This window comes from Nioella sediminis, from assembly GCF_001879695.1.
Classification (GTDB): domain Bacteria; phylum Pseudomonadota; class Alphaproteobacteria; order Rhodobacterales; family Rhodobacteraceae; genus Nioella; species Nioella sediminis.
This window is the reverse complement of sequence record NZ_MNBL01000069.1, coordinates 1-17,267: the sequence shown is the minus strand read 5'-3', so window position 1 is coordinate 17,267 and position 17,267 is coordinate 1. Positions and strand designations below refer to the sequence as shown.

The 17,267-nt window shown below is 65.7% G+C and carries 15 protein-coding genes; 8 read left to right on the top strand and 7 right to left on the bottom strand.

Annotation, left to right across the window (positions count from 1 at the left end):
* The first annotated feature begins 4 nt into the window (after positions 1–4).
* Positions 5–1,189 carry a vWA domain-containing protein gene (locus BKY26_RS09440; protein WP_071690147.1) on the top strand — a complete coding sequence of 395 codons (1,185 nt, stop codon included), beginning with the start codon at positions 5–7 and terminating at the stop codon, positions 1,187–1,189.
* On the opposite strand, the gene BKY26_RS09435 is transcribed toward BKY26_RS09440, so the two are convergent.
* Entirely contained in the window at positions 1,186–2,055 is an 870-nt protein-coding gene (locus BKY26_RS09435; RefSeq protein ID WP_321184866.1) for a LysR substrate-binding domain-containing protein, read from the bottom strand. The two genes, BKY26_RS09440 and BKY26_RS09435, sit on opposite strands and share 4 nt — an antisense overlap.
* Positions 2,056–2,192: 137 nt before the next feature.
* Between BKY26_RS09435 and BKY26_RS09430 the strand changes: the two genes are divergently transcribed.
* The 7 genes from BKY26_RS09430 (at position 2,193) to BKY26_RS09400 (ending at position 11,562) form a co-directional block, all read left to right on the top strand.
* The gene (locus BKY26_RS09430; RefSeq protein WP_071690145.1) at positions 2,193–3,713 is read left to right on the top strand and encodes a trimethylamine methyltransferase family protein; all 1,521 of its coding nucleotides are present in this window, start codon (positions 2,193–2,195) and stop codon (positions 3,711–3,713) included.
* Positions 3,714–3,830: 117 nt separating this feature from the next.
* The gene (locus tag BKY26_RS09425; RefSeq protein ID WP_071690144.1) at positions 3,831–5,807 is read left to right on the top strand and encodes an oxidoreductase; all 1,977 of its coding nucleotides are present in this window, start codon (positions 3,831–3,833) and stop codon (positions 5,805–5,807) included.
* A 15-nt stretch (positions 5,808–5,822) separates the two neighbouring features.
* A complete protein-coding gene (locus BKY26_RS09420) occupies positions 5,823–8,288 on the top strand; it encodes a GcvT family protein (protein ID WP_071690143.1) in 2,466 nt (821 codons plus the stop codon).
* Between the two features lie 110 nt (positions 8,289–8,398).
* Positions 8,399–8,761: a hypothetical protein gene (locus tag BKY26_RS09415; protein WP_071690142.1), complete on the top strand. Its 363-nt coding sequence runs from the start codon at positions 8,399–8,401 to the stop codon at positions 8,759–8,761.
* Positions 8,758–9,372 carry a DedA family protein gene (locus BKY26_RS09410; protein ID WP_071690141.1) on the top strand — a complete coding sequence of 205 codons (615 nt, stop codon included), beginning with the start codon at positions 8,758–8,760 and terminating at the stop codon, positions 9,370–9,372. Before BKY26_RS09415 ends, BKY26_RS09410 begins: the two co-directional genes overlap by 4 nt.
* 24 nt (positions 9,373–9,396) lie before the next feature.
* Positions 9,397–10,827, top strand: coding sequence for an alkaline phosphatase D family protein (locus tag BKY26_RS09405; RefSeq protein WP_071690140.1), 1,431 nt, complete (start codon positions 9,397–9,399; stop codon positions 10,825–10,827).
* 42 nt (positions 10,828–10,869) lie between these two features.
* Positions 10,870–11,562, top strand: a complete 693-nt coding sequence (locus BKY26_RS09400) for a M48 family metalloprotease (protein WP_071690175.1) — start codon at positions 10,870–10,872, stop codon at positions 11,560–11,562.
* Between the two features lie 161 nt (positions 11,563–11,723).
* Here the strand turns inward: BKY26_RS09400 and BKY26_RS09395 are convergent, their stop codons facing one another.
* The 6 genes from BKY26_RS09395 to BKY26_RS09370 all read right to left on the bottom strand — a co-directional run.
* Positions 11,724–12,272: an RSP_2648 family PIN domain-containing protein gene (locus BKY26_RS09395; RefSeq protein WP_071690139.1), complete on the bottom strand. Its 549-nt coding sequence runs from the start codon at positions 12,270–12,272 to the stop codon at positions 11,724–11,726.
* Positions 12,269–13,471, bottom strand: coding sequence for an RSP_2647 family RNA methyltransferase (locus BKY26_RS09390; RefSeq protein WP_071690138.1), 1,203 nt, complete (start codon positions 13,469–13,471; stop codon positions 12,269–12,271). The genes BKY26_RS09395 and BKY26_RS09390 overlap by 4 nt, the downstream gene beginning before the upstream one ends.
* A gap of 38 nt (positions 13,472–13,509) precedes the next feature.
* The gene (locus tag BKY26_RS09385) at positions 13,510–14,133 is read right to left on the bottom strand and encodes a DUF6778 family protein (RefSeq protein ID WP_071690137.1); all 624 of its coding nucleotides are present in this window, start codon (positions 14,131–14,133) and stop codon (positions 13,510–13,512) included.
* 173 nt (positions 14,134–14,306) lie between these two features.
* The gene (locus BKY26_RS09380; RefSeq protein ID WP_071690136.1) at positions 14,307–15,131 is read right to left on the bottom strand and encodes a fumarylacetoacetate hydrolase family protein; all 825 of its coding nucleotides are present in this window, start codon (positions 15,129–15,131) and stop codon (positions 14,307–14,309) included.
* 56 nt (positions 15,132–15,187) lie between these two features.
* The gene (locus tag BKY26_RS09375; protein WP_071690135.1) at positions 15,188–16,177 is read right to left on the bottom strand and encodes a FliM/FliN family flagellar motor switch protein; all 990 of its coding nucleotides are present in this window, start codon (positions 16,175–16,177) and stop codon (positions 15,188–15,190) included.
* A gap of 63 nt (positions 16,178–16,240) precedes the next feature.
* Positions 16,241–17,267 (bottom strand): sensor histidine kinase (locus BKY26_RS09370; protein WP_071690134.1); only part of this gene is annotated, 1,027 nt, incomplete at its 5' end.

Below are 17,267 nucleotides of genomic sequence, written 5' to 3'. Positions count from 1 at the left end.
GCGCATGTTCCTGCCCTTCTTCGACACGCTTCGCGCGGCCCGCATCCCGGTTTCCGTCCGCGAATACCTGACCTTCCTGGAGGCCGTGGGCACCGGCATGGTGACCTATGACCTTGACGGGTTCTACTACCTCGCCCGCGCCGCGATGGTGAAGGATGAACGCCATCTGGACCGGTTCGACCGGGCCTTCGCCCATGCCTTTGGCGGGCTGGAACAGATCACCCCGGAACAGGTGATGGAAGCGGCCGAGATCCCCGCCGAATGGCTACAGAAGCTCGCTGAAAAGCACCTGAGCGCCGAGGAAATGGCCGAGATCGAGGCCCTTGGCGGGTTCGAAAAGCTGATGGACACGCTGCGCGAGCGGCTCAAGGAACAGGAAGGCCGCCACCAGGGTGGCAACAAGTGGATCGGCACCGCCGGAACCTCGCCCTTCGGGGCCTATGGCTACAACCCCGAGGGCGTGCGCATCGGCCAGAAGGAAAGCCGCCACCGCCGCGCGGTCAAGGTCTGGGACAAGCGCGAATTCAAGAACCTCGATGACAGCATTGAACTGGGCACCCGCAACATCAAGGTGGCCCTGAAACGCCTGCGCCAGTGGGCGCGCACCGGGGCCGAGGAAGAGCTGGACCTCGACGGCACCATCCGCGCCACGGCGGAACATGGCTATCTCGACGTGAAGACGCGCCCCGAACGGCATAATGCCGTCAAGGTTATCCTCTTCCTCGACGTGGGCGGCAGCATGGACCCCCATATCCGCGTGGTGGAGGAGCTGTTCAGCGCCGCCCGGTCCGAATTCAAGCATCTGGAACACTACTATTTCCACAACTGCCTCTATGAAGGCGTGTGGAAGGACAACGCCCGCCGATGGACCGAGCAGATCCCGACGCAGGAGATTTTGAACACCTACGGGTCTGATTACAAATGTATTTTCGTGGGTGACGCCGCCATGTCCCCCTATGAAATCGCCATGCCCGGCGGCGCGAATGAGCATTGGAACAAGGAAGCCGGACAGGTCTGGCTGGACCGCGCCCGCGCCCAATGGCCCAACCACATGTGGATCAACCCCACGCCGGAACCCCATTGGCGTTACACCCAATCCATCAAGATGATCCACGACATCTTCGAGGGCCGCATGGTGCCGATGACGCTGGAAGGCATCGACCGCGGCATGCGGGAGCTGGGGCGCTAAGCGGCGTCCTTTGTCTGCGCCAATATCCAGTCGCGGACCAGCTTTGCGTCGTCCGACAGGGGGCGCAGCCTGGACCACACCAGATAGAACCCGGCGCCCGAACGCCAGCTCCAGTCCGGGCGGGCGGCCAGAAGGCCCTGATCGACGAGCCCTTTGACCACATGATGCCATCCGAAGGCAAAACCCTCGCCCGCCATCGCCGCCTGAAGGACAAGGGCGTAGTCGTTCAGGCGCAACCCGCTGGACGGCACCTCCGCACGGATGCCGAAATGGGCGAACCAGTCGCTCCAGACCGGGCGTTCGCGGATCGGCTCTTCCAGGTGAATCAGGCGCTGATGCAGCAGGCCCGGAATGCCTTTCAGGTTGACCGCCGCCGCCATCACGCGGGGCGCGGCAACGGGGTAGATCCTTTCCCTGGCGATCAGCACGCTTTCACAATCGGGCCAGTTGCCATCCCCGCGACGCACGGCGAGGCTGATATTTTCGGCATAAAGATCTGGTTCGCGGTCGCTGGTCTGAAGACGCAGGTCGATCTGTGGATGGGCCGATTTCAGGGCCGCGAGGCGGGGCATTGTCCAGTGATTGTTGAAGGCGGTCGAGGCGTTAAGGGTCACGTAATCCCGGCGTGATAAATGTTGGATCGCCGTTGCCGAATGCGCAAGCTGTTCGAACGCGCGCGAAACATCCGAGAACAGCCGCTCCCCTGCCGCCGTCAAGGTGACCCTGCGATGCCCGCGCAGAAACAAGGCGACGCCAAGCCGATCCTCCAACGCCCGGATCGTGGCGCTGACGGCAGGTTGCTGAACGTTCAACTCCTCAGCCGCACGGGTGAATGACCCGCTGCGGGCGGCGGCTTCGAACACCATGAGATGGCGGGGGGAGCAGAGTTTTTCCCAAAGGCTTCGCATAATTTCAGATTATCCAAAACATCACCCTTTTCAAGCGTCACAAGGGACATTGTCATCGCTAGCCTATATCCGAAACGATTTCAGAGGGGCCCGCCATGGCCAGACGCTCTCGCCCGAACCGCAACCGAAGCGCCGGTTCCGGCAGCTCCCCCGCCTCGCCGCATATCCGGCGGGTGCTGCCGTTTTTCGATGTTCTGGACGAGGACCAGATCGAAAAGCTGGAGGCACAGGTCGACTGGATCCTGCAAGATGTAGGCATCGCGTTCCGTGACAATCCCGAGGCGATCGTGCTGTGGAAACGCGAAGGCGCGCAGGTCGAGGGCGACATTGTCCGCGCCCCGGCGGACTGGATTCGCAGCCTCTGCGCCAAGGCCCCCAGCCAGTTCACGCAACTGGCCCGCAACCCCGAAAGGTCCGTTATCATCGGCGGTGCAAATCAGGTCTTCGCGCCGATCTACGGTGCCCCTTTCGTGCGCGATCTGGAAGGCGGGCGGCGCTATGGCGACATGGCCGCATTCCGCGATCTCGTGCGGCTCACTTACATGCACCCGAACCTGCATCACGGCGGCTTCGTCACCTGCGAGCCCTGCGACGTGCCGGTCAGCAAGCGTCATCTCGACATGCTGCTGGCGCATATGACGCTGTCAGACAAACCGCATCTTGGCGCGATCACGGAAATGAGCCGTGCACAGGACAGCGTCGACATGGCCGAGATCGTCTTCGGCGCCGATGTGATGGAGCAGAATTGCGTCATCATGGGCAACGTCAACACCAACTCCCCCCTGCTGGTCGACAAGGTGGTGACCGAGGCGATCCGCGTTTATTGCGCGCGAAATCAAGGGATTGTCGTGGTGCCGTTTATCCTGTCGGGGGCCATGGGACCGGTCAGCACCGCCGCCAGCGTCGCGCAGGCGATGGCCGAGGCAATGATGGTTTGCGCCTACGCGCAACTTGTCCGCCCCGGTGCGCCCTTCGTCCTGGGCAACTTCCTGTCGTCCATGTCGCTGAAGTCCGGCGCACCCACGTTCGGGATGCCGGAACCTGTCATGTCGAACTACGCCATTGGCCAGCTTGCGCGCCGCGCGGGTCTGCCGCTGCGCTGTGGCGGGTCGCTGACGGCGTCGAAAATCGAGGACGCGCAGGCCGCTTATGAAAGCGCCGATTCCATGCATTCCACCATGCTTGCCGGGGCCAATTTCGTGCTGCATTCCGCGGGCTGGCTGGAGGGCGGGTTGTGTACCGGGTTCGAGAAGCTGATCATGGATGCGGACCGGCTCGGCGGCTATCAGAAGCTTCTGTCACAGGGGCTGGATGTGTCCGACGAGGCCTTCGCCCGCGATGCCTACGCTGAGGTCGCGCCGGGCGGGCATTTCCTTGGCTGCGGCCACACGATGCGCAACTATCAGACCGCGTTCTACGAGCCGAAGCTGAGTGACAGCGAGAATGTGGAAAGCTGGGAGGAAGCCGGATCGAAGGACATGCGCGCCCGTGCTTACGAGCGCTGGACGGGGATGCTGGAAAGCTATGAGGCCCCGCCGATGGACGACGCGATGCGCGAGGAGCTGGAGACCTTCGTGGCCAGGCGCAAGGAGGAGCTGCCCGATGCGTGGTACTAGGTTAACCCTTTGTTTACGCATAAGTTCAACTGATTTGAACGCGCGGAAAACAGGGGGGTGCCCCCCGTACACCCCCTGTACACCCCCCGTACACCACCCGTGCAGACGGAACCGCCGATGACCGCCTTTCCCCGCCTCACCAGCCCGCTCGACCTGCGCCACAAGACCCTGCGCAACCGCATCACTTTTGGCGCGCATACGGCGAACATGTCGGTGAACGGACTGCCCGGCGATCAGTTCGGTGCCTACCTTCTGGAACGCGCCTTGGGCGGCGCGGGGATGATCGTGGCGGAGCCTGTGCCTGTGCATCGGACAGGGGTGCTGACGCGGGGCAATTTCCTGGCGGAGGATGACGCGGTGATCCCCGCCTTTCGCCGCATCCTGGAGCCGGTAAAGGACGCAGGCGCGGTGGTGTTGCAGCAGCTTTACCATGTGGGCCAGCACGGCGATTCCGACCTCAGTTATCAGCCGCATTGGGGGCCATCCGGGCGGCCCAGTTACCATGACAGCGACGGCAGCCACGCCATGACCGGGGCCGAGATCGAGGAGATGATTGCAGCCTTTGTGGCCGCCGCCCGGCGGTGCCAGCAGGCAGGCTTCGACGGGGTGGAGATCTGGGCCGCCTATCACTCGCTACTCGATCAGTTCTGGACACCGTGGAGCAACCGGCGGGATGATGACTGGGGTGGGTCGCTGGAAAACCGCACGCGGATGTCGATGCGGATTCTGGAGGGCATCCGGCGGGCCTGCGGGGAGGATTTCATCGTCGGCATGTCGGTCAGTTATTCCGACAGCTACGCGGTGAGCCTCGGGATTGACGCGTTGACCGAAATCCTCGCGCTGCATGACGCGACGGGGCATCTGGATTATGTCAGCTGCGGCTCTGGCGGGTATCTGGATTTCGAGAAGCTGATGCCGACATTTGTCCTGGGTGAGAAACTGACAATCCCGGCGACGGAGGTGTTCAAGCGGGAGCTGAAACACGCGAAGGTGCAGGCCGAAAGCGGGATCAGGACGCCCGACAATGCCGAGAGCGTCATCGGGTCAGGGCAGGCCGATCTCGTCTCCATCGTGCGCGGGCAGATCGCCGACCCGCATCTGGCGCGCAAGGTGACGGAGGGCAGGCCGGAGGACATTCGCGGCTGCATCTCCTGCAACCAGATGTGCTGGGGCCGCCGGTCACGCGATTACTGGATTTCCTGTCTCGTGAACCCCTCTGTCGGCCGCGAATACCAGTGGGGCGGCGACCGGTTCACGCCTGCCGAGACGCCGAAAAAGGTGCTGGTCGTGGGCGCAGGCCCTGCCGGGCTGGAGGCCGCGCGGGTGGCCGCCGAGCGGGGACATTCGGTTGAGATTCACGAGGCGGCGGCGGTCATTGGCGGCCAGTTCCGGCTGGCGGGCGAACAGCCGCGGCGGGGGCAGATCACGGAACTGCTCGACTGGTACGAACGGCAGTTCGCGCAATTGGGGGTGCGGCTGCATCTCAACAGCTTCCTCGATGCAGAGGACGTGCGGGCGATTGGCGCGGATGTGGTCGTTCTGGCCACCGGATCGCTGCCTGATGAGGAAGCCACACAACGCTGGCTGCCGCAGCTTGGCCCCCTGCCCGGCCTTGGCAATGGACAGGTCTATTCCGCCGAGGACGTGATGCGCCGGGATGCGCGCCTTAGCGATCATGTGATCGTGCTGGATGAAGGCGGCAATATGCGCGGTGTGGGCACCGCATGGCATCTGGCCGAGGCGGGCAAGCAAGTCACGCTGGTCACGCCCGATCCTTTCGTGGGCAAGGAGCTGGCGCGGACGAGCGCCGACATCCCGATCCGCGCGCGGCTGGCGCGGCTTGGGGTCGAGATGCTGACGGAGCACGGGGTTCTGGACTGGCGCGGCAACGGGGCGCTGCTGCGCAACCTGCTGGATGGGTCCGAGCGCGAGATCGCCAGTTCCGCCCTTGTCATGGCCACCACGAACCGTGCCTTCGACCCGCTGTCGGAGGAGCTGTCCGACCTCTCCCCCGTTCTCATCGGCGACGCACAGGCCCCGCGCCAGGCGCCTTGGGCTTTTTACGAGGGCCGCAAATGCGGTCTCGACATATGATAAAGGAGCACTGACATGCCCGAGATCCAGAAAGACGACACCGCGACCGGCAAGCCCCTGCCCTCTCACGCCAAGGTGGTGGTGATCGGGGGCGGCGTCGTCGGCTGCTCGATCCTGTTCCACCTTGCGAAATTCGGCTGGAGGGACGTGGTCCTGCTGGAACGCGACGAGCTGACATCCGGGTCCAGCTGGCATGCGGCGGGGCAGATCCACACCATCAGCTCGGACCCCAATATCAGCCGGCTTCAGGGCTATACCATTGATCTTTATAAAGAGATCGAGGAGACCAGCGGCCATTCCGTGGGCCTGCACATGACCGGCGGTTTCTACGCGGCCTCGACCAAGGAATGGTATGACTACCTTAAACGCGAACGGTCCAAGGCGCGGTATATGGGGCTGGATCAGGAATTCATCAGCCCCAAGGAACTGGCCGAGCGGCACCCGCTTATCGACACCAGCCAGTATTACGCGGCGCTTTGGGACGATCAGGATGGCGATCTCGACCCCTCGGGTGCGACCTATGCCTTTGCCAAGGCCGCCCGCGTGCATGGCGCGCAATATTTCACCCATTGCGGCGTGACCGCGACCACGCAGCGCCCCGACGGAAGCTGGGATGTGACCACGCCCAAGGGCGTCATCAACGCCGAGATCATCGTCAATTGCGGGGGTCTCTGGGCGCGGGAAGTGGGGCATATGCAGGGGCTGCACATCCCCGTGCAGCCGATGGAACACCACTACCTGATCACCGAGGCGATCCCCGAGATCGTCGAGCGGATGCAGCCCGGTGGCGCGGGTCGCCTGCCCTGCGGCATCGACTACGAGGCGAATATCTATTTCCGGCAGGAACGCCAGGGGATGCTGCTTGGCACCTATGAGCCCAAGGGCACCCCGTGGAAGGTGGAGGGCACGCCCTGGACCTTCGGGCATGAGCTGCTGCAACCCGATCTGGACCGCATTGCCGACCGGCTGGAACTGGGGTTCGAACGCATCCCGGCGCTGGCAAATGCCGGGATCAAGGACGCGATCAACGGCCCCTTCACCTTCGGCCCCGATGGCAACCCGATGATCGGCCCGGTGCCGGGCATGACCAATTACTGGTGCGCCGTGGGCGTGATGGCAGGGTTCTGTCAGGGCGGCGGCGTCGGGCTGACCATGGCCGAATGGATGATCGACGGGGAACCCTCGATCGACGTGTGGGCAATGGATGTGGCGCGCTTTGGCGATTGGGCGACGCCCGACTGGGGCACCGTGAAATCGACCGAGAATTACGAGCGCCGCTTCGTGATGACCTTCCCCAATGAAACCCTGCCCAAGGGCCGCTTGCAAAAGACCACCGCGCTTTATGACCGGCTGGTCGCCAAGGGCGCGCGGATGGGTCAGGGCTTTGGGCTGGAAAACGCGCTTTGGTTCGCGGATGGGCCGGACGATGCCTATGAAGAACCGACATTCGAGCGGAACCGGTCGCATGACTACGTGGCGCGCGAGGTGAAGGCGGTGCAGGAGGCCGTGGGCGGCATCGAGATCGCCAACTTTGCCAAGCATGAGGTCAAGGGCGCAGGCGCGCGGGCCTGGCTGGACCGCATTCTTGCGGGATATGTGCCGAAACCCGGTCGCCTGACGCTGACCCCGATGCTGACCCCCAAGGGGCGGCTATACGGCGATCTGACCGTCGCCTGTCTGGCCGAGGATCACTTCATGCTGTTCGGATCGGGCGCCATGCAGGACGCGCATCGCCGCTGGTTCGAAAAGGACCTGCCGGACGACGTGACCTATGCCAATGTCAGCGACGACTGGCACGGGATTGCGCTCTCTGGTCCCAAATCTCGGGAGCTTCTGGCACGGATCACCCGCGATGACGTCAGCGCCGAGGCGTTCAGGTTCCGCGATCTGCGCCAGACCTTCGTGGGCGGCGTGCCGGTGATCCTGAACCGGATCAGCTTCAGCGGCGAGTTGGGGTACGAGATCTATTGCAAACCGCAATACCTGCTGCGTCTGGCCGAGGCCATCGAAGAAGCGGGCGCCGATCTGGGCTATCGCTGGTACGGCGCGCGGGCGCTGATGTCCATGCGGCTGGAGAAAGGCTGGGGCGCGTGGTCTCTGGAATTCCGCCCCGATTTCGACGCGGTGGAAAGCGGCATGGAGGCCTTCATCAACTGGAAGAAGGATTTCGTCGGCAAGGAGGCGACGATCGCCGCGCGCGAGGCCGGGCCGAAACGGCGGCTGGTCACCATGGCGGTTGAGGCCGAGGGCATCGACGTCACCAATGACGAGGCGGTGCTGAAGGATGGCGCGGCCGTGGGCTATGTGTCGTCGGGGGGCTATGGCCACCGCACCGGCCAGTCGCTCGCCATGGGTTATGTCAGCGCCGAGCACGCGGTTCCGGGATCGGAGCTGGAGGTCGAGATCCTGGGCGAGATGTACAAGGCCCGCGTGCTGGACGGCCCCAGCTATGACGCGAACGGCGCGAATATGCGCGGCTGACAGACACCCCGCCCTGCCGAGGACGTGATCGGCGGGGCGTGCCCTTCCCCTTCGACGGAAATCGGGCCATGGTCCGTGTCATCCCCTGACGCCCCTTTAAAGGACCGCCCATGTTCGCCTCTCTCCGCCGTATCTGGCAGGCCGCGCCGGTTGCCACCGTGATCCTCGGGGGCGCGCTGGCGGTGAGTCTGTTCTTTGCCGTGCGGCTGGTGGCGTTTTGGATCTACTGGGCCGATCCCGCGCATCGTGATCAGGCGATCGAGCCGTGGATGACACCGGGCTACGTGGCCCATTCCTGGGGTCTGCCCAGGGAGATTGCCTTCGAGGCGCTGGACCTGCCGCCCGCCCCCGGCGGCCCGCGCAGCTTGCAGGAGCTTGCGGCACAGCGGGGCGTGTCGGTCGATGTGCTGGCGGCCGATTTGCAGGCGGCCATCGACGCCTTCCGGGCCGCACGGGGGGACGCGCGCCCATGACCGATACGATCTTTGCCCTCGTCACCAGCTGGGGCGCGCTGGTGATCTTCGCCTCGTCCTTCCTGTCCTGTCTGGCGCTGCCCATTCCCACCTCGCTGATGATGCTGTCGGGCGGAGCCTTCGTGGCGGCGGGCGATCTGGCGCTGTGGCAGGTCATCGCCGGGGCCTGGGGCGGGGCCGTTCTGGGCGATCAGACCGGCTATCTGATCGGTCGCCACGGCGGCGCACCGCTGGTCGAGCGCATCGCCCGCACCCCGGCCCGCCGCGCGGTGCTGAACAGGGCGCGGGGGCTGGTCGACAAGCGCGGCGGGCTTGGCGTCTTCCTGTCCACCTGGCTTTTCGCGCCGCTTGGGCCTTGGGTGAATTTCATTGCAGGCACCACCGGGCTAGGCTGGCTGCGCTTCACCCTCTGGGACGTGTTGGGCGAAACCATCTGGGTCACGATCTATGTGGGCCTGGGATATGGGTTTGCCAGCCAGATCGAGGCGGTGTCCGACATTCTGGGCAATGCGGTCGGGCTGCTGGCGGGCTTGGCGGTGGCGGCGGCAATGGCGATCTGGATTCGCGGGGCGCTGAAGGCCCAGAAGGCGCGGCGCGCGGTTGAACCCTGACGCGCCGGACTCTAAATCGGGACCATGACCAGCCCCGACCGGATTCTCGGCCCGATCCTCATCCTTGACGATATCCGCGACGGGCGGATGCATCTGGCCGCGCTGCTGATCGCGCCCGAGGGGCAGGACGTGCCCGCCCCGGAAACCGGGGACGGCCCGGCAGAGATGGTGCGACTTGCCGATCTGGCCGGTGTGACCGTGCACCGCGCGCGCTTCTCCGTGCCGCTTGACCGGCCGTCCTCCTATCACTGGAACGGCACCGACTATGCGCTGGCCGGTCTGCCGGAGGACGGCGGGCGGCTGGCCTTCGTGTCCTGTAATGGTGAGGAACATGGCGATCTGGACCGCGACGGGGCGGAGCGAAACGCCATGTGGGCGCGCCTGGGTGCGGAGCATGACGACCGGCCTTTTTCGCTGATCCTGCATGGCGGCGACCAGGTCTATGCGGATGAGGCCACCCATGGGCACCCGCTGTCCGAGGACTGGCCCGACCGCATCCCGCGCGATCCGGCCCGCGCCGATCTGGCCAGTTTGCGCGACCACCTGCGCGCGCGCTTCGCGGATCGCTACATCACGCTCTACAAGGCGCCGGAGTTCGCCTATCTGGCCGCGCGCGTCCCGGCGCTGATGCAGTGGGATGACCACGACATCTGCGATGGCTGGGGGTCGCTGCGCCGCTCGCGCACCTATTCGCCGGTAGGTCAGGCACTATTCGAGATGGCGCGCGAAGCGGCGCTGTTGTTCCAGCATGGCACCGTCGAGGGCGACCTGCCCGCCCGGTTCCGCGACCCAAGCGGCCTGCATCTGGGCTGGTCCGTCACCGCCCCCGGCCTGCGCCTCCTCGGCCCCGATCTGCGCAGCGAACGCACCCGGCGCGAGGTGATGGGCAAGGGCGGCTGGCAGATGATGGAGGACGAGACCCGCAGCCCCTGCCCCGGCCGCACGCTGGTGATGTCGAGCGTCCCGCTGCTTGGCCCGCGGCTGTCGCTGCTGGAACTGTTGATGGTTCTGACGCCGCGCATGCAGAAATACGAGGACGACCTGCGCGACCAGTGGCAAAGCCGCGCGCATCGCGAAAGCTGGACACATATGCTGGAGCTGATGGCCCGGATCGCCGATCACGCGGATCAGCAGGTCACGGTCCTGTCGGGAGAGATTCACCTGGCCGCGCGGGGCGAGATGAGCCTGCCGAGCGGCGACACGCTGCATCAGCTGGTGGCTTCGGGCATTTCGCACCGGGCGCCGCCCAAGGCCTGGGCCAAGGTGCTCGGCGCGCTGGCGGCCTTCGGGGAGTCGCCTCTGAAAGGCCACAAGATCCGCATGGCGCGCATTCCCGGACAGGCGCAGCGCTATATTGCCGAGCGCAATTACCTGGTGCTGGAGCGCAGCGGCGACAACTGGTCGGCAGAGTGGGAATTCGAAGCGGCGGGGCGCAGCCCGGCCCTGCCGCTCTGATCCCTTGCCCAATCGTACGCCACGCCCCATATCTGCCCCATGATCCTGCGCCTGACCCCCATCCTGCTTGCCATCGCCTACGGGCTGGTGATGTACCATTTCTCCGCCTGGCGCACCCGGCGCGAGCTGGATGAACGCTCGACCGAACTGGCCGATCCGGCGCTGAAAGGCGTCATGGACCGGCTGGCCGCGGCGCTGGAGCTGCCGCGCATTCGGGTCAATCTGTACGAGGTGGAGCCGGTGAACGGGCTTGCCGCGCCGGATGGGCGGATCTTCCTGACCCGTGGCTTCTATGACCGCTACCGGGCGGGCGAGGTGACCGGCGAGGAACTGGCCAGCGTGGTCGCCCATGAACTGGGACATGTGGCGCTTGGCCATACGCGGCGGCGGATGATCGACTTTTCCGGCCAGAACGCGGTGCGCACGATCCTGGCGTCGGTTCTGGGGCGGTTTCTGCCGGGGCTTGGCCCGTGGCTGGCGGGAGTGCTGACCTCGCTTGTCGTGGCACGGATTTCGCGCGGCGATGAATACGAGGCCGATGCCTATGCCGCCGCGCTGATGGTCAAGGCGGGCTTCGGCACCGGGCCGCAAAAGGCGTTGCTGTCGAAGCTGGAAAACCTGACCGGTATGGCCGGGCGCGGGACACCGGCCTGGCTGATGAGCCACCCCAAGACGCCGGACCGGATCGCCGCCATCGAGGCGCTGGAAGCCCGATGGGATGAGGCGCGGGGGTAACAGGGTTTCGCCGCCTTCGGCGTCGACCCGGGAGCGCGCCTCGTCAAGCCCCTTCGGGGCCCTCCTCGGCCCGCATTGCCACGGATGCGTGGGAAGGTCTGTGCGTTGCCCGCCGGATGGTCTGGTTGCAGCGGCTGGACCGCCTTCGGCGAGAGTATTTGTCACCAAGAAGAAGAGAGCGCCTTGCCAAGACGGGGCAGCCGCGCGCGTTTCATCAGCTTGCGCAGGTCCAGCGGCTCACCTGCCAGGGATTGGGCGGTGGCGTGGACGCGTGTCACGGTCTGCGAGACGGGATCGGGATGGTCCTGCCAGAGCTTGTAGAGCAGCGCATCGGGATGGTGGGCTTGCAGCTTGTAGGGCTGAAGCTCCCGCGCCGGGAAATCGCGCAGATTAAGGGTGACGATGCCCTGTGCCTGCCCTTTGATCGCCGTGGCGAGCACATGGATATCAGCGGGGTCGGGCAACCAAAGCTGCTGTTCGAGATCGGGATCGGCGGGGATCTGCGCCTCGGGCCAGCGGGCATTTAGGAGCGCGATCTCGCACTCTGCAATGACGCCGTCGCCGGGGCTTTGACGGTCCGCCGTGCGGCGCCATTCCTCGGCGATGCGGGCCGACCAGAGCGGCGTGAAGAGCCCTTCCCCCGCCACGCCCATGAGGATTTCGCGCAGCACCGTGGGGTAGAGCACGCAGGCGTCGAGGCAGAGCCTCATGGCAGCAGGCGGAAGGCCAGCGCCTTGAGATAGCCGGTGTCGCTGAGCGCCGGGTGCTGCGGATGGTCCGGCCCGGCAAAGCCGGTGTGCAGAAGGCGCGGGTCGCGCCCGGCCCGGCCGATGCCGCGCAGGCAGGCCTGTCGGAACTTGCCCAGATCGGCGGCGTGGGAACAGCTGCACAGGATGAGCGTGCCACCGGGGGCCACGAGCGGCGCGGCGAGGCGTGCGACCCGTTCATAAGCGCGCAGCCCTTGCGTCAGCGCCTGTTTCGAGGGGGCGAAGGCGGGCGGGTCGGCGATGACGATGTCGAAGCGCTCATCCGCTGCTGCCAGATCCTCCATCACCGCGAATGCATCGCCCTGACGTGTGCTGAAACGGTCGGCGCAGCCCATCCGGGTCGCGCCCTCGGTGGCCAGGTCCAGCGCCGGGGCGGAGGCATCGACGGAGAGCGCTTGTGTTGCGCCGCCTGCCAGTGCCGCCAATGCGAAGCCGCCCACATGGGAGAAGACATCGAGCACGCGCGCGCCCTTGGCCATCGACCGGGCGAAGGCGTGGTTGGGGCGCTGGTCGTAGAACAGGCCAGTCTTCTGACCGCCCATTACATCGGCCAGATAGGTGGCGCCGTTCATCTGGACAGGCAGGGAAGCGGCCGGCGCAGACCCGAGCAGCAGGCCGCTGTCCTCCTCCAGCCCCTCCTGCGCGCGGGCGCGGCCCGATCCGTTCTTGATGATGGTCGTGGCTCCGGTCAGATCGGCCAGGATCGCGGTCAGGTCCTCCAGCCTCTCCTCGATCCAGATCGCATTGGGCTGGACGACCAGAACGTCGCCGAACCGGTCCACGATCAGGCCCGGCAGCGCGTCGCCCTCGGCATGGATCAGCCGGTAGTAGGGCGCATCGAAAAGCCGGTCACGCAGGTCGAGCGCGGCGGCCACCTTTGCCTGCAGCCAGGCGGCGTCGATCACGGTGGAGGGGTCGCGGTCCAGCACGCGAAAGGCGATCTTGGCCCCCGGAGTGGCGATGCCCATGGCCAGCGGTTGCCGGTCGCCATCTTCCAGCAGGCACAGCGCGCCCGCAGGCACGGCGCGGGAGCGGCGGTCGAGAACGATCTCATCGGCCCAGGCCCAGGGGTGGCCATGGCGGATGCGGCGGGCGTCGGCCTTGGGTTTCAGGCGCAAAACGGAAATGGGGGGCGTGTTCATACGCCCCCCATATCGGGATTCTCTGGCCTTGGGAACGGTCAGAACACGTATTCAGTGCCGTGTACGTCGAGGCCGAATTCCTGCCGCGCCCACCCGATGATCTGGCTCTGGATGCGGTCGCGCTGATAGATGCCTTCACGCTCTGCCGCGATGGCACGGCTGCCACCAAGGGCGCGGAAGGTCAGGTCCACCGGGATCGGGCCGGTCAGGGCCGCACCGGTTTCGGCATCGCGCACGGTGAACAGAAACTCGATCTCATGCTCACCGCCGATGGTGTAGCGAGCGCGTTCGGTCAGGGCGTGGAAACGGATGACCTCCAGCTCGACCGTGACGGGCGTGCTGCCCTCTTCGGCAAGCGGGCGCAGGGCGAATTCCATGGCCTCGAAGATCAGTTCCTGCACCTGCTGATGACGGTCACCGTCGATGGGGCCTTCGCGCCAGACGATGTCGGACCGCGGCTTGATCGTGTTGGCTTCCGATACCGTCAGGCTGTCGGGGACCAGAATATTGATGGCCTCAACCTGCCAGTCGGCGGCCTCTGCCTGCGCGGCGAGACCCGTCGGCACGGTGATGTTTTGCGTCACGTCCACATGGGGGACGGTGGAGCAGGCCGAAACGCCCATTGCGGCGAGGCCCAGAAATGCGAGTACAATACGTTTCATGCGTCTTCTCCTGCCAGGATCTCCGGGACTGATTCCCGTGCCCTTCTTTTGGTCATGGCCAGAAGATGGCGTCGAATCTGGGCAGAAACGTGATGCCCTTGCATCTTTGCAAAGGCATTTTTTCATTTATCGACAGGTTTTCGTCAAATTGGTTCTAGCAGGCTGTCCGCGTCTCAGCCCTGCACCACCTGCATGCGTTGCTGCCCAAGCCCTGCGACCTCCAGCACAACCTCATCGCCCGCACGCAGGTAGCGTGGTGGTTTCATTCCCATGCCGACGCCAGCGGGGGTGCCGGTGGCGATGATATCGCCGGGCTGGAAGCTCATGAACTGGCTCAGATGCGCGATGGCCTCGGCAATGGGGAAGATCATGTCGCGCGTGTTGCCGTTCTGCATGAGCTCGCCGTTTACGCTCAGGCGCAGGGCGACATTCTGCGGATCGGCTATCTCGTCCGGGGTGACCAACCATGGGCCGACCGGGCCGAACGTGTCGCAGCTTTTGCCCTTGGTGAACTGGCCCGACCGGCGGATCTGGAAATCGCGTTCTGAAACGTCATTCACGGCCACGAAGCCCGCCACATGGTCCATCACCTGATCGGCGGTGATGTATTTGGCGGGCTTGCCGATGACGACGCCCAGTTCGACCTCCCAATCGGTGCTGACCGAGCCGCGCGGCAGCTCGATCGGGTCATAGGGGCCCGAAATCGCGGAAGTCGCCTTCATGAAGATCATCGGCTCGTCCGGCGGGGTCATGTTGGCCTCTGCCGCGTGGTCGGAATAGTTCAGCCCGATGCAGACCATCTTGCCCACGCCCGCAACGGGGGTGCCGATCCGGGGGGAGCCTTCGACCAGCGGGCCATCGGCGGTCAGGTCCGACAGGCGGCCAAGCACGTCACCCGACAGATCGTCGATCTGGCCGGACAGGTCGCGCAGATTGCCCTCGGCGTCCAGCACGCCCGGTTTCTCTTGTCCCTTGTCCCCGTAGCGCAGGAATTTCATCGCCCGTCCCCCTTTGGTTCTTGTCGCGCCCAGAAAGGCGCAAGCGGCGGGCGAGGTCAAGCCGGAGGTGGGGGTTGTGCCGGGGGCGGATCGGTCTGCGCAGGCGGACTTGCCGAGGCATCCTCTGGCGAGGGGGGCTTTGGCACCAGGGCCGGGCGCAGCCCCTCGCCCGCGGTCAGGTTGATCGCGCGCCTTGACCCGGCGCGGCCAAGCCGCGCGGTGAACAGCCGCCGCCCCGCGACGTCACAGATGGCAACCGACGCCAGATCGGAGCGGTCGAAGGGCAGCACATCGCCGACCTGCAACGCCTCGACCCGCGACAGGGGCAGGGCCTGGCGCAGCAAGACCGCTTCCAGCGTGGCGGGGGCGGCAAGGACGATCTCCTGCCAGTCTGTCCCCCATCCCGGCGCCTCGGCCTTGTCCTCGGGCATGGCAACATCCGGGCCGGTGACGGGGGCGGCCAGAAGGATTCTGCCCGTCTTGGCCCCCTCCCCCAGATCGAGCGTGGCACTGAACAGGTGGCAGGGGTGATCGGGCAACAACAGCTCCAGCCCGCGCGGATCAGGCAGATGGGTGCCGTAGGTCAGGCCAAGCGGCCAGTCGACACCGGCCACACCCGCCATCTCGCCCGCAAAGGCACTGAGGAACAGGCCGATGAAGTCCCGCGTCAGCGCGGCGTCGATCCGGGTGGGCGCGCGGGGCAGGCCCGGCCCCTTGTCGACACGGCCCGTGGTCTGCACCTCGATCAGCGCATCCACGGCCCCGTGATCCAGCGCACAGATCGCGCGGCGGTCCTGCTCGGCCTCCAGCAGGCAGACCAGCCCACCCTCCGGCAGAGCGGCGATCACATCGGCAAGGGGTTGATCCCATTTCGGGGCGTCGGGCGTGGCGGCCAGCGACAGCCCCTCATAGGGCGCGCCCGCCTTGCCCAAGGCGCGGATCAGGGCCGGGTTCACACCCTCTGGACGCGCATGCTGACCGGGACCGCCGCCTTTGAGCGACCGGATTTTCAGCCTGAGGCCCGGATTGAACCCGTCTGATGGCATGACACTCCCTCTGGCGGGCAGAATGGCCCGCATCTTTCTCCCATGAAACAGGTTAAGAAAGCGTCAAGCGGCGCGCAGGGCCCGGCCCGGCAGGCGCACACGGAAGGCCGCCCCGCCCTGCCCCGGCACATAGCTCAGCCGCCCGCCAAGGCGCTGCATGATCTCGCGGCTGATCGCCAGCCCCAGCCCCGCCCCCTGCGCGTCGCGGGTGGTTTCCAGCCGGGTGAATTTCTCGAAGATCAGCGATTGCTGACGCTCCGGGATGCCCGAGCCATTGTCGGAAAATTCCACATCCACGCGCCCCGGCTGGCGCTGGACGCGTATGCGCAGCTGCGGCTCCCCGGCATCGCAGTATTTCTGGGCGTTGGAAATGAGGTTGATAAAGACCTGCGCCAGCCGATCACCATCGGTCATGAGATCGATCTGCTCGGCGTCCCGGTCCCGCAGAATACGGATGCGCCCCCCCGATTCCATCACGCCGGTCGCCGCCTCGGCCTTGTCCAGCACCTCGGCCAGGGTCACGGGGCTTTCATTCAGAGTCACCCGACCATGTTCCAGCACCGACAGGTCCAGCAGATCATCCAGCAGACGCGTCAGGCGCATGCTTTCGGTGTGGATGATGCGGGAGAATTTCTGCCGCGTTTCCTCTTCCAGATCTTCTCCTTGCATCAGCAATTCCGAAAACGCCCTGATCGAGGTCATCGGCGTGCGCAGCTCGTGGCTGATCTGACTCAGGAACGTGTCCTTCTGCTCGGCCAGTTCCGTCAGTTTCTGGTTCGCCTCGCGCAGCCGCGCGGCGGTGCGGGTCAGTTCCGAGGATTGCCGTTCCAGCTGGCTGGAATACTCCATCATCTGCGCGGTTTCATCGGCCACCGCCAGCAGATCCCGCACAGACACGGTCGCGCCCCCCGTGATCTGGTAGACCATCGCATGGGCCGTTGCGGCCCCCACGGACCCCGCCAGTTCGCGTTCCAGCATCTTCAGGAAATCGGGGTTTGGGTCCGGCAGGCTCGCCGCCCTGCCCTGCGCCGCCGCCGCCTGTTGGAAAAGCCGCCCGGCCCGGCCCGTGCCCAAAATCCGCTGCGCCATG

What these genes read in the sequence shown, in the direction of transcription:
- BKY26_RS09395 (WP_071690139.1), bottom strand. Translation starts at nt 12,272, where the DNA reads ATGAGGCTCTGCCTCGACGCCTGCGTGCTCTACCCCACGGTGCTGCGC.
- BKY26_RS09425 (WP_071690144.1), top strand. Translation starts at nt 3,831, where the DNA reads ATGACCGCCTTTCCCCGCCTCACCAGCCCGCTCGACCTGCGCCACAAG.
- BKY26_RS09410 (WP_071690141.1), top strand. Translation starts at nt 8,758, where the DNA reads ATGACCGATACGATCTTTGCCCTCGTCACCAGCTGGGGCGCGCTGGTG.
- BKY26_RS09440 (WP_071690147.1), top strand. Translation starts at nt 5, where the DNA reads ATGTTCCTGCCCTTCTTCGACACGCTTCGCGCGGCCCGCATCCCGGTT.
- BKY26_RS09405 (WP_071690140.1), top strand. Translation starts at nt 9,397, where the DNA reads ATGACCAGCCCCGACCGGATTCTCGGCCCGATCCTCATCCTTGACGAT.
- BKY26_RS09390 (WP_071690138.1), bottom strand. Translation starts at nt 13,471, where the DNA reads ATGAACACGCCCCCCATTTCCGTTTTGCGCCTGAAACCCAAGGCCGAC.
- BKY26_RS09430 (WP_071690145.1), top strand. Translation starts at nt 2,193, where the DNA reads ATGGCCAGACGCTCTCGCCCGAACCGCAACCGAAGCGCCGGTTCCGGC.
- BKY26_RS09375 (WP_071690135.1), bottom strand. Translation starts at nt 16,177, where the DNA reads ATGCCATCAGACGGGTTCAATCCGGGCCTCAGGCTGAAAATCCGGTCG.
- BKY26_RS09415 (WP_071690142.1), top strand. Translation starts at nt 8,399, where the DNA reads ATGTTCGCCTCTCTCCGCCGTATCTGGCAGGCCGCGCCGGTTGCCACC.
- BKY26_RS09435 (WP_321184866.1), bottom strand. Translation starts at nt 2,055, where the DNA reads ATGGTGTTCGAAGCCGCCGCCCGCAGCGGGTCATTCACCCGTGCGGCT.
- BKY26_RS09380 (WP_071690136.1), bottom strand. Translation starts at nt 15,131, where the DNA reads ATGAAATTCCTGCGCTACGGGGACAAGGGACAAGAGAAACCGGGCGTG.
- BKY26_RS09420 (WP_071690143.1), top strand. Translation starts at nt 5,823, where the DNA reads ATGCCCGAGATCCAGAAAGACGACACCGCGACCGGCAAGCCCCTGCCC.
- BKY26_RS09385 (WP_071690137.1), bottom strand. Translation starts at nt 14,133, where the DNA reads ATGAAACGTATTGTACTCGCATTTCTGGGCCTCGCCGCAATGGGCGTT.